This is a genomic window from Chryseobacterium carnipullorum, from assembly GCF_003815695.1.
In the GTDB taxonomy this organism is placed as follows: Bacteria; Bacteroidota; Bacteroidia; order Flavobacteriales; family Weeksellaceae; genus Chryseobacterium; species Chryseobacterium carnipullorum.
On record NZ_CP033920.1, the window covers coordinates 3,331,172 to 3,343,874 of the forward strand.

Annotated in this window: 8 protein-coding genes; 6 read left to right on the forward strand and 2 right to left on the reverse strand. The window is 34.6% G+C overall.

The window, feature by feature from the left end; genetic code table 11:
* Positions 1-6 precede the first annotated feature (6 nt).
* Positions 7-906, reverse strand: a complete 900-nt coding sequence (locus EG346_RS14995) for a hypothetical protein (protein ID WP_123879663.1) — start codon at positions 904-906, stop codon at positions 7-9.
* Between the two features lie 1,088 nt (positions 907-1,994).
* On the opposite strand from EG346_RS14995, the gene EG346_RS15000 reads away from it, so the two are divergent.
* From EG346_RS15000 to EG346_RS15020, 5 genes are all read left to right on the forward strand, one after another.
* The gene (locus EG346_RS15000) at positions 1,995-3,545 is read left to right on the forward strand and encodes a helix-turn-helix domain-containing protein (RefSeq protein ID WP_164466163.1); all 1,551 of its coding nucleotides are present in this window, start codon (positions 1,995-1,997) and stop codon (positions 3,543-3,545) included.
* A 133-nt stretch (positions 3,546-3,678) separates the two neighbouring features.
* Positions 3,679-4,983, forward strand: coding sequence for a phage tail-like protein (locus tag EG346_RS15005; RefSeq protein WP_123879667.1), 1,305 nt, complete (start codon positions 3,679-3,681; stop codon positions 4,981-4,983).
* Between the two features lie 938 nt (positions 4,984-5,921).
* Complete coding sequence (locus tag EG346_RS15010) at positions 5,922-8,984, forward strand: non-ribosomal peptide synthetase (protein ID WP_123879670.1); 3,063 nt, start codon at positions 5,922-5,924, stop codon at positions 8,982-8,984.
* Positions 8,985-9,606: 622 nt separating this feature from the next.
* Entirely contained in the window at positions 9,607-10,410 is an 804-nt protein-coding gene (locus EG346_RS15015) for a hypothetical protein (RefSeq protein WP_123879671.1), read from the forward strand.
* 2 nt (positions 10,411-10,412) lie between these two features.
* Positions 10,413-11,207: a hypothetical protein gene (locus EG346_RS15020; RefSeq protein WP_073335639.1), complete on the forward strand. Its 795-nt coding sequence runs from the start codon at positions 10,413-10,415 to the stop codon at positions 11,205-11,207.
* A 603-nt stretch (positions 11,208-11,810) separates the two neighbouring features.
* Here EG346_RS15020 and EG346_RS25480 read toward each other — a convergent pair.
* On the reverse strand, positions 11,811-12,032 hold the full coding sequence (locus EG346_RS25480; protein WP_123879673.1) for a hypothetical protein: 222 nt from the start codon (positions 12,030-12,032) through the stop codon (positions 11,811-11,813).
* A 307-nt stretch (positions 12,033-12,339) separates the two neighbouring features.
* Here EG346_RS25480 and EG346_RS15030 point away from each other — a divergent pair, with 307 nt between their 5' ends.
* The gene (locus EG346_RS15030) at positions 12,340-12,693 is read left to right on the forward strand and encodes a hypothetical protein (protein ID WP_073335637.1); all 354 of its coding nucleotides are present in this window, start codon (positions 12,340-12,342) and stop codon (positions 12,691-12,693) included.
* Positions 12,694-12,703: the final 10 nt, after the last annotated feature.

Sequence of the window (12,703 nt, forward strand, 5' to 3'; positions counted from 1 at the left end):
TTGCATTTATTTCCCGGTCACCAGAAAAGTGAAAGGCCTATTACTAAGACCTCCGTTTGAGTCTCCTGTTTTAATACGTATGATGGAATTACTTATAAACGAAACTTGAGAGTTATCATTGGATTTAAGACTTGATCCTGTTCTTGTGGGATCCGGATTTTGACCAGCTGTAACAGAATTACCATAAGCATCTGTAATGTTTACAGAGATACCATAAATATCTGTAAAGAGGGTATCAAATTTAATATCAAATATTCCGGCAGAAGGATTGGATACGGTGTAGCCAGAGCCTAGGAGAGAATTAATACCTCCAATAGTTGGTGGTATATTAGTATTATTTGCTCCTACATTATAATTTTCATTGATGGTTTTTCCAGTTAGTGTTCCGCCTGTATTTTGGGCATATTTAACATAGACTGTTCCTCCCAGAAATCGAGTTGCATCGGTAGATGAGTTAATAACTGTTGTACTGGCAATAAAAGTAAGATCCCATGTTGCAACCCCTGCTGCTGAAGGATTATTATTATTTACCACTTCAACATAATTACCTGGTGGAATTAAAAAGTTTGGTACTCCCGTTAAATCTGTTGATCTTATGAAATTTCCATCGGATGGTTGTAAAGTAATGTTACTTGTTGAAATGTTTTTTATTCGGTAAAATCTTCCGGCAAAAGAACTACTTCCACTTCCGACCGACGGTAAAGTGATTATGGCATCAGAATCACCTGTATAGGAAACTAAAAAATCCGTGTGAGTTAAAGTATAAGAATTTGTAATTTGATTATACTTACCTTCCAAAGAACCGTTGACAGATAATGTAGAATTTGGATTTTTAGTATTTATGCCTATTTGTGCGAAAACAGAACCCGCAGATAAGAGCCCATAAATAATAATAATTTTTTTCATGTTTCTATAATTATAGTATAATATTATTTAATGTCAAAATAAGATGTTATAGTACTAGCTGTGTCATAGTTACCTGCCTTACGATATTACAGATTCTTAGTGCATCTTCATCCTGTAATTTTTGAGTAGAAGAGTATTAACCCCGACATTTCTGGAGGATGTTATAATAAAATCCTTTGCCTGCTGCACTGATAACTTTTACAAGGTGTAAGAATCGGAAAAAATTAAGTTTTCTTACATTTTAATAGCCGATGCGCAGGGAACTTTTGTCCGGTTCTTTAAAATCATTTGATGTGGTTAGAATCATGTTTTTCATTTCATGGTAAAGCAGTAAGAAGCATTTGGAAAAGGAGTACTTAAAATCTTCAATAGACAACTTCACAGATCTTAAGGTATGCATTTTTATGGATGTTCTTTTAAAAAATTCCTGAACTTGTTTTGCCGATATAAAGATTGTGTAAAGTTTAACTCTAAAAGCTCAGAGTAATCTTTATGAGTCTAATTTTCATACAAGATAAAAATTACTAAAAATTTCTTTCTCAAGGTATTTGTTTTTGTGGTTTAGTTTTTTCATAAAAAATCTGAATTATTCACTACTGTTGGATTTTTTATTATTGCAAATATATAGATAATTTTTAAAAATGGATTTTTTTTATTTCATTTTTAAAATTTCGTAAATAAATACTATTTATAAGTGTTTTTGATGTTTGATTTTCATTAAATAACAGTGACTGTAGATTTGAATGTGCTAAAAATTTTAAGTTCACTATACAATAGGTGGTATCGTAATTTCGCATAGATTATTTATAATGAACCAACACCCAAAACGCTCTATACAATGGTACATTCAAGTATATCGATACTATGAATCTTATTCAAAAATTTATAGTTAATCGGAACGCAAATTCTTCTATGTTGTATTGAAAAAAAACAACATAAAATAATTATTTGTTTTAATTGTTTGTTAATTGTGTTTAATATTTTTTAGTTTTGCTATTGAATATATCATTATGTAGTGAATATATTAATTTAAGTATGTATTTTAACTGAAAAATTAATTTATGCCCTTTTCCCATCACAAATGTTTTATGATAGCTCTTTTCATATCAGCTTTTTTCGATTGTAATAATAAAATTCCGAATTGGAAAACTGAAATTGCCAGACAAAAAGAGCTAAGTGTAAGTGAGGCAGAAAAATCCATTACAATAGGTTTGAATATTATCAAAAATTGTAATAGTGACAGTATAAAGGCTCACAGCTATTCTACATTAGGACTTTCATATTACAGTATTGGTGACTACCTCAATTCTTTCAGAAATTGTCTGAAAGCTCAGGAAGAACTTTCTAAACATAAAATATCAACGGATCAGATCGTTTATAATAATATGTGCCTTATCGAAACGTATTATCGGATAGGGCTGATCGATAGAAGTGTATCTGAAATTAAAAAAACAATTGCGCTCATCGAAGAAAAAGATCCGGAAAATAATAGTTTGAAAGGAATGATTTATGCGGTGTATGCCAATATTTTATTAGATCAGAAAAAATACAAAGAAACACTTTTACAGTATTCTAAAGCTTTACAATATTTCAATAAAGTAAATGATCCAAAACAACTGGAGACTAAAATGAATTACATTACCCAACTCAACTCAGAGACCAGTAATGTTTATATGCTTCTTAACGACTTCAAGAAAGCCGAAATCTATGCTAATAAGGCTGATCAATTAATGACAACCAGTACTAATTATTATATTTCACGGATAAATAATATAAGATTAGGGACCATCTATTCCAGAACAAATAGACCACAGGAAGCTATCAAAATACTGGAACCTTTAAAAGATGATAAAAATATAGAACCTCCTTTTCAACTTGATATTCATGAAAGCTTATATCATGCCTATAAAGAAATAGGGGATGATATAAAATCAGAGAGAGAAAAACTGGCAATAGTCTCGGTCAGGTCATTAATGTCCACACAGCAGTCTCAGGCATTGAAAGATATACTTGTTAAAGTTGACAATGAATTAAACCGAAAGGAACAACAACATACTTTTTTACAGATTATCACCGTAGCTGGGGTTTTATCATCTTTAATCATCACCTATCTTCTATTCAGAAAGTATAATGTTAGGCTGAGAAAAGAAGGAGAAAGATATCAGGAGATCATCACCAATTTAGAGTCTCAAATACATAATAAACTGCCAGTAGAAGTTTGTAAGAAGATAAAAAATGAAGGGGCGTGTAAGTTAGAATTTACTAAAACCGAATTAGATATTATTGAAAGATTAGATAAGTTTGAAGCGAAAAAAAGGTTTTTGAAGAAAGATCTTACCTTAGCTGTATTGGCTGTGGAATTAAATACCAATGCCTCGTATCTGTCAGATATAATTAACAGATCAAAGAATAAAAATTTTAATACATATATCAATGAACTAAGAATTGATTATATCATAAAAGAGATTTGCAGTGATTCAAAACTCCTTAATTATAAAATCAGTCACCTGGCAGATATTTCCGGGTTCAATTCACATAATACTTTTGCTTTAGTTTTCAAAAAAATTACAGGTATATCGCCTTCTACGTTTATCGAACAAAGGAAAGCTGAAACCGAAAAATCAATGATTTACAAATAAATTATTCTGAAAATCAATTTGTTAATACTTTTTCACGTTCATCAAATATAAGCTTTTCACACCTGAAACATTTTTTATTTTCATTTTATGACATAATATTACGGTAAACAATAACCATAAAAACAAAATATTAATGACCAGAAAAGCGATTTTATTGTCGTTGTTAATTTCAGGATTAACTACGGCTCAAGTGGGTGTCAATATTGCAGAACCTAATACAACACTTGATGTCTCTGCAAAACGAAATTCAGCTAATGTTTTAACTGACACAGCTCAAACTTATGGATTGCAGGCCCCCAGATTAACCAGGGCAGAACTAGCTTCTCTCACTGCACCTTATGGGACCAATCAAAACGGCGCATTGGTATACATTACTGATATTACTGGTGGAGATGCTTTAGGTCAGCGTATTAATGTCAACACTATAGGATATTATTATTTTGACGGAGCATTATGGCAGAAAGTCGCAAATCAAAATATCTACTCCAATGATGGTACTATTGCGAATCCATTTCGAACGGTTAGAATGTATACCAGTACTGCTTCTAAAATTGGTTTTAATGCTAGTTTTAGTGCTGCCAGTACTAGTCAAAAAACACGTATGCCAACTTTTTCATTTCTAGGTGGGGAAGTAAACAATATGGTATTTCAAAATGGATCATCGTTAAGTACTGCTGATTATAAATTTGAATCGACAGGGGCTTTATTTTCTAATAGCACAGTAGGCTTTTATCCTAAATACAGTTACCTCTTCTCAAGTAATTTTAGCGATGTAGCAAGGCTTTGGCAGATGATGACGGGGAGAGCGGCGAATGGGACTGATACAAATGATCTTTTTATAGGAGGGATACCCGACAGTAAAATTGTTGCAAATCCCGGGACTATTTCTTTCGTAGTTGATGCAGATCTGAATTTAAATAATTATGCCTTTGATAATTCAACTACACCAATGGTTATCAATGGAACGGGTACAGAAATCAGCGCCGGTGTTTATAGATCAACGGTGACAATAAATAATACCGACCTGTATTTAACTAACTTAGAAAATGTAACTCCATCAACTGAAGCAGCAGGTCAGGTTTTAACATTAATCCAAAACCCCAGCGACATAACTAAGGTAAAAGCAGTGTGGAGAACGCCCGGTACTTCTGCATCTCAAAGCCGTGCTATTGTCAGAACTACTCAAAACCGTACCATTTTAGATACTGATGAAATTGTTGTAAACGATGCCGCTGTTCCTGTTACCTATACTTTTACTTCTTCCTATCCGGCAGGTAAATCGCTTCTTATAGTCAATAAAAGTACACAAGATATAAGTACAGATCCTCCGGTGGGCGGTTCTATAATGTCTGATAATAATACTTCCATACAGATTAATACATCTGCAGAATATATTCATTTAGGTTCTGGAGAATGGATTAGGGTGAATGCTAACTGATCTTAGTCCGGATAAAATAATAAAAATTCCCTGAGATGAAAAATGAGTTGCAGAATCGATTGTATTATATGTAAATGAATGTCTAGTAATGAATTAATGCAATTGATCCAAATATTCACATCCATGTTGCTTTTTAACAATATGAATGAATTACACAAAATAAATTAGTGAGATTTATTAAAATTAAAATTTATATTCTACTGAGAACTGAAATATTTGCTTATATAATTTTGTAGATGATTCTAAAAATCAAATAAGATGAAACTTTCTTTTTCCCATACTTTTTTTTAATACTAATAGCTTGGAATTAACACATCCAAAAATTTAGATATAGTAATGATAAGTAAATGGTCAGGATATAGTAGAAAATTTTAATCTGCTCAACTCTATTGAATCAATTATACTTCGTTTCCTGAAGATAAAAATGATTTCTCTATCGGTGCAAAATACAATAAATCTCTGGTACAGATTGTACTGCGTAGGTCAACCTAACGTGATTTTGTGGTGATTCCAAAATCAGTTAAGAAACGACATTTGATTGAAAAAATGGACGTCTTTAGTTTTGAGCTTTCTGCTGCAGATAGGTTAAATATACTTGCTTTGGATACCAAAGTAAGTATGTTTTTTAGCCAGAGATACTTCTGCCATTGACTTTCTGATTTGTTATGATATGTTCTATGGCAAGATGCAGGCATCCTAAATTTATTAAAGCTTATGAAAAGGCATCCGTTGCTTACCTTAATTAAAATAAGTAACTGGATTCAGCTGTTGGATGTTTTAAGCTCCCATGATTAGAGATATTCCCATTGATATTTTATCAGCTATAATGTCTTGTCCATCGAAAGATACAGCTGAAAAACAGCAAATAAAGCAGTAACAAATTTAGTATTAGTAAGCAGAATACCAGGTTCAATAATATTAATCCAAAAACTAAAACAATGAAAAACCAAACCATTCATGAAAATGTTAATGATGATTTTCGCATTCAGCAAAGTCAATTCAAAAATGTGATGTCTATTTTTAAGACAGTAAGTCAATCTATTCCAAAGAAGTTAGCTTTAATTTCAGAGAATGGATCTCTTTCGTATCAGGAGCTGGACCGTCGGTCTGATGAGCTAGCGGGGCACCTTCTTTCCTTGCCGCTGAGAAAGGGGACATCGATAGCAGTCTGTATGCCTCAGTCTGTGGAAAGAATTATCTCTTTTTTAGCGGTACTCAAAATAGGTGCTGCCTATATTCCTATCGATGCGCAGTTACCGGAAAGCAGGATAAAAATGATGATTGAAGATTCCCAAGCGGAACTTATCATCACTGAAAACACCTATATTGAGAAGTTTTCAGAAACGGCCATCAGATTGTTAAACATAGATCAATGGAAAGCTAAGCCAATGGAAGTGAGTACTGAGATTATGAATCCTGATGATATCAATCCAATGCAGACTGCGTATATCATTTATACATCTGGTAGTACAGGAGTACCAAAAGGCGTTGAAATTCATCATGAAGCTTTCTGTACTTTTGTGCAATCTTTTACGGAGCTCTGGGGTTTTTCCAGTAAGGACAAAACTCTTCAATTCAGCTCCATAGGCTTTGATGTGTCCATCATTGATATCTGGATACCTTTATTAACCGGCGCCACTATAGTTTTGTATCCTGATAATAAAATTATTGGAAAGCCTTTGTTAGATTTTATTATTGATCATAAAATTGATACTGTTCCGTATCTTCCTCCTGCAGTATTAAGTACACTTCCTACGGATATCCCTATCGGATCTCTTCATACTTTATCCATTGCAGGGGAGGCTCCTTCGGAACAAACGGTGAAGAACTGGTGCAGTCGTGTTCGGCTCATTAATGTCTATGGTCCTACAGAAACCACAGTAAGTGTTGTGAGCCATCAGTTTCAAGAAGAAGATACAAACCCTCACCTTATAGGAAAGCCTCTAAGCAGCGCCCAGATATACATACTGGATAAAAATCTTGAACAAGTAGATCAGGGGATCACCGGAGAAATATATATCGGTGGAAAACAATTGGCAAAAGGGTATATCAATAGGCCTCTTGAAACTTCTGAAGTCTATATTGAAGGACCGGAATGGATGAAATCTGCCTATGGAACAGATTACCGGTTATATAAATCAGGTGACCGGGCATTTTGGAGAAAAGACGGCAATATTGAGTTTGTAGGAAGACTCGATGACCAGGTTAAGTTAAGAGGCTTTAGAATTGAACTGAAAGAAATTGAACACCATATCGGACAGCTCGCACAGGTTGCCAATGCAGCCGTAAAAGTCCACCGTCCGGAGCATGGAATGCCCATGCTTGTTGCTTTTCTTGAGCTTTACGATACTGATAAGGAACACATAACGTTAGAAGACATACGCGGAAGATTAAAACAAAGTCTTCCTACTTATATGCTTCCCGAAAAAATTGTTCTTTATGATAAACTTCCACTCACTTTAACAGGGAAGATTGATAAAAGCAAACTCCATATTCCGCTACAGCAAGCAGTTAAAAAGGCCAAAGAAAAGGTTGATGCTTCAGATCTTAAGCAGGAGATGACCGAAATCTGGATGGATCTGCTTAATCTGAATGAAATTGACGAAAATGACAACTTCTTTGAATTGGGAGGGCATTCTTTAATGTTAGCCCAAATGCACGATCGTCTGCCATTAAATGTCCGGAAAAAAGTTTCATTACCAGAACTGTATCGTTTCCCAACAATTAATCTCTTTGTAACAGAAGCCCAAAACCGTTTGATCCAGAGTGAAGTCACGCAACAGCAAAAGGCCCGCTTGGTAGAAGAGCAATTATTAAAAGATTCTGAATTGCCTTTTGATTTCGAAATTACAGAACAACCCAATCCTCAGGTCCTGGCCAATCCTTCTAGGATCTTTCTTACAGGCGTTACCGGATTTGTTGGCTCACATCTTTTAGAAGAACTTATCCCCAAAAATCCTGATGCCATCATATACTGCCTTGTGCGCGCCGAAAATGAAAAGCTTGGCATGGAACGCATCAAAAGTACATTCTCAAAGTTCAAGTTGGTATGGAAAGCAACGTACGAAGACAAAATAAAAATTGTATTGGGAGATCTTACGAAGCCCAATCTTGGAGTTGAGGAAAATTTATACCAGGAGCTGCAAAAGGAAATGGAAGTCATTTATCATATGGGCAGCGATGTAAGCTATGTTCAACCATATGAGCATATCAAAAAGCCTAATGTAGATGGCATGGCCAATATACTGCATCTGGCAATAAGTGGTAAAATTAAGTTTCTTATCATTTCATCTTCAATGGGGGTTTACAGCTGGGGCAGAAGTTTTACAGGAAAAACGTGGATGACCGAAGATGAGCCAATAGAGCAGAATCTTCCTGCTGTATGCCGCGATATGGGATATATACGAAGTAAATGGGTAATGGAAAGTATGGCTTCCAAAGCTCGTGATAAAGGACTTCCTGTGATTAATTTCCGTTTAGGCTTTGTAGTATGCCACGGAGATACCGGTGCAACACCTTTGAATCAGTGGTGGAGCTCTTTAATGCGTTCCTGTATAGAGTTAAAAGCATTTCCCCTGGTGATGGGGCTGAAAGATGAGGTTGTTACTGTTGATTACGTTTGTAAAGCCATTGCCCATATTAGTCAGAAACCAGATGCCATAGGATTGAATTTTAACCTTAATCCTTTGCCGGAGCACGATCTGTCGCTTACAGATTTTTGTGTACGCATAAGCGACTACTGCGGTTTGGAAATGAAAGGTATAGATTTTCAAAAATGGTTTGAGCATTGGAGACGAAATCAGGAACTGCCAATTTATTCCCTGCTTTATTTATTTACCGATGATGTTCATGAGGGTAAATCTCTCGTAGAATCCTATGAAAACACCTATTACTTTAAAAGCGATAATACAGAGCGTTTTTTAAAAGATACCGATATCCGGCCTGCCGTTTTTAACAAGAAAGTAATAGAAGCTTATCTTCGTTTTATGAAGATGATTTAATGTATTGTAGCCTTAAAGTTGGTTATGTTTCCGTATCGGTCTGTTTTGAGATTTGAAATTGATGATCAGTAAACAAATTGATAGGTCAACACATCTATAATATGGTGAATTGAGAAATGATTTTCACTAAAAATAATTTACTAATTTGTATAAAATTAAATGTAGGATTTAGTAATTATAAAAACGGCGCCACTTTACGACAAGTGTCGCCGTTTGACTTTGTATGACCAAGATGAGCGTATCTACAAATACTTTTATCAAAGATTGGGTTCGTTTGAGTCAAATCTTGTTGAAAATCCTCTTTTATCTCTACCTGATGAGGTAAAATAAATTTTTCCAGTTTATATTTGCTTATGAGTTACAGCGGTTAGTTCTTTTAAGAGCAGTCCAAAATTGCTGTTTTTTTGTAAATTTGTGTGTTAAAAATAAAGTTAAAACTCACTTATTGTTGATTTTTTTAACTTATCTTTAACGAAAATAACATTTGAAAAGAATTTGTGGATCTGGATATTTTTTTAATTTACATTACAGCACAAGTTGGTATAGATACGGAAATCAAAAATGGTCAAATCAAGTTGGGGTATTACACAAAACAGGTACTTTAAATAATATTAATAATATAATGCAAAAAATTATTTTTCTCTTTATTTCATCGATGGTCTTTTCCCAAAACGTCGGAATCAATAATGTCACACCTTCAGCAACATTGGATATTATATCATCTGGAAGCACGAATGCAACAAAGGCATTGAGAGTTTCGAACTCAACTCCTACAGAAATTTTTACCATACAGAATGATGGTAATGTAGGTATCAATAGCCCCTTGGCAGCTTCTAATACTGCGCAGCTAAATATAAATTCCGGAGCTCTTACAAAATCTGTATTAAAACTAGAAAATCTCAGCAATACGAAAGATAAAACGATATCCTCAGGCGTAAGTTATAACCAGTTCAGCAATTTGGTTGTGGATAATAATGGAAATGTATTTAAGCAGTTTGATATAAGAACTACCAATGCTGCAGCTTCAATATTTGACGGATCGTATACTGCCACGTCAGCTGCTGCTACCCTTACTAACCTTTCCGGAGGAAATGTTATCCGGTTTCAAATATTAACTCCTGAATTTACATTGGGAACAGGTGATGTAGTATATGCTGATATTACATGGACTCGTAATGCGGGGTTTGTAGTAAGTAATTATGGATATGATAATTCTTCTGCAACAGTCAATCCCATGACAATAACGGGAGTAGGAACGAATAATCTGACATTCGACTTTTTAAATGGTACAGACTTAATCTTTTCTGTAAATTTAACCGGAAGTGTTGGAGCAGGTTCCAATATGGGGACTTTAAATTATAGCATTACCGGCTCCGGGGCAACTTCAGTTCCTTTTAATGTATATTACAGCTTTAAATCAAGATAGTTATGAAAGATATCTTTATCATTGGCTGCTTTCTTTCCGGAAGTTTTATTAATGCACAGATGGGCAATTTTGGAATCAATACATATACGCCTGCCTCAAAAGTTGATATTGTCTCTAAAGATAATTCAGCTTCTACAAAAGCTTTGAGAGTTTCTAATTCCGGCTTAAAGGAAGAAGTGACACTTTTAAACAATGGTAACTTTGGAATTAACTCGGTTTCGCCAATTGCTGAATTAGTTGTTAATGCAGGATCTAATACAAAATCTGTTTTAAAGATTAATACATTAAGTACAACAAACGGTAAGCAAAATACAGGCATCAATTATAATATATTTTCGCCTTTAATTTCGGATGAAAGTGGACAAGTAATCAAGCAGTTTGATCTGAAAACGGCCAGTTCCAATGCCATAACTTTCGACGGAAGCTATACAAATAGCGGAGCAACCAATAAGATATTATGTTCTGTGAACTCCGGTAGTATCCTGGGATTTACCGTCTATACAGGTTTTGTTCAAGGACAAAATGGGGTAGGCGTAGTTAAATATGCAACGGTTACATGGTCTAGAGGATCAGGATTTATAATAAGTTCTAAAGGCCATGACTTTGGAAACAATAACTCTAATTCATTAAACATTACAGGATCAGGGACCAATATACTCACTTTTGATGTTCAGACAGGTGATGATCTTATTTTTGAAGTTACCGGAGGAAATCTTGTTTACAGAGAGGTTGACTCAAGTACCGGAACCGGGAGAAATGAATCATTTAATATCATAAAAAGCTTTAGAACAAGATAGAAGTTAATATTCAGCTACATCTGTAATCTTTATTGCAGCTTTTTTTAAACTTGCCGGTTAATCAGAACCCAGGTACTGCAATTTTACTGTACAGAGACAAATATAATAAAGTTGTAGAACATACTTTAAGCCGGAGCCTTTCTCCAATAATGGTTTCGGAGTATAAGAAGCAGTTCCGGGGATAAAATAGTGCTGTAGCAGAAACTATGTGAATTCTTCAGATTAATACATCAACAATTCTCCGGTCAGTCTTACAGCAAAAAAGATGCGAGACCTTCACCCACTTTGTTCCTGATCACCTGGCTGTTCGGGGACTTGCATATTTGCCACGATACCAATGATAAATAAAGGTGATTTCTAAAAATAGATTGGCTCTTGTTCTGGGTAGATTTTCTTTTCCAATGATAAAAACGGCTCCTCATCTTTAGTTTCTTATACATCTTCTAAGCATATATTCTTCGCTGCTCACCTGAAGATGCAGGTTGTATTTAAGTCATGAGAAAGAATGACGATCCCTCTTGATTATTAATCAAAAAAATTTTGGTGTTTCGAATTTTAATCCCTCTGTTTAGTAAATTTTCTCCTATTTAAGCATATTGCTATTTAGGTGTCTTGTTTTTTGATGAAGAACCTGGTAACAGATGTTTTTTCCGAACCAGAATCCAAATTCTTTTCAACAATAATATATTTTCCATTGATAGAAGGCAGTGGAAGGAATCCCATGTTCTCGACAGATGTCTTTTGTAGCTTTCCAGATTCATATTCTTTCAGAATATTACTAATCTGATCTTCTGAAAAGTTGCTCTTTTTTAGAAGTTTTAGCAAACTAAATTTAATAATTTTAATTGATCTGAAAAACAGGCAATTTTACCTTCGCATCACTGCTGAAAAGCTGCGAATAATGAACGCTTCCTTTTACCCTTTTCCGGATTTATAGAAGTTCCTGATTAATCATTTGGTAAGGAAAAGTCATTTGCATAAATACAATAAATCCTAAATAAGTGATATTTACAGTATAAATACCCATTGCATAAAACCAGTATTTCTACATAATCGCTGTCTCCCTATTCGAAGTACCTTTAATACGTGGAATTTCACAATCACAAAATTTATTAACTAAAAAATTAAAACAATGGAAAACCAAGCCGTAAGAGTCATCAGCGAAGTGACAGCAAAAGCACAGGCAAACCCTGATTTTGCACATGAGTATGTAAACAACCCGAACAAAGTGCTTTCTGACGCAGGTATGCAAATCCCGGAGGGGATGAATATCCACGTTATTGTAGGAGCTCCGGCCAACTCGGAAATCCCTAACAGCACCAGTACAGATGTTTATCTGCTTTTACCACAGGTTAACGAAGAAATTAAAGATGAATCGCTTGCAACGGCGGCGGCTGCAAGCTGCCAAAGCACATCAAGTACCTGTGTTACTGTACCATCTTGTGTAAGTTGCGTATCAAGCGCATCTACAAATTCTTGCAGCTAATACATTTTGG

Excerpts from the sequence above, each read along its gene's own strand:
- EG346_RS15030 (WP_073335637.1), top strand. The coding sequence starts at position 12,340 with ATGGAAAACCAAGCCGTAAGAGTCATCAGCGAAGTGACAGCAAAAGCA.
- EG346_RS15020 (WP_073335639.1), top strand. The coding sequence starts at position 10,413 with ATGAAAGATATCTTTATCATTGGCTGCTTTCTTTCCGGAAGTTTTATT.
- EG346_RS15010 (WP_123879670.1), top strand. The coding sequence starts at position 5,922 with ATGAAAAACCAAACCATTCATGAAAATGTTAATGATGATTTTCGCATT.
- EG346_RS15000 (WP_164466163.1), top strand. The coding sequence starts at position 1,995 with ATGATAGCTCTTTTCATATCAGCTTTTTTCGATTGTAATAATAAAATT.
- EG346_RS15015 (WP_123879671.1), top strand. The coding sequence starts at position 9,607 with ATGCAAAAAATTATTTTTCTCTTTATTTCATCGATGGTCTTTTCCCAA.
- EG346_RS15005 (WP_123879667.1), top strand. The coding sequence starts at position 3,679 with ATGACCAGAAAAGCGATTTTATTGTCGTTGTTAATTTCAGGATTAACT.
- EG346_RS14995 (WP_123879663.1), bottom strand. The coding sequence starts at position 906 with ATGAAAAAAATTATTATTATTTATGGGCTCTTATCTGCGGGTTCTGTT.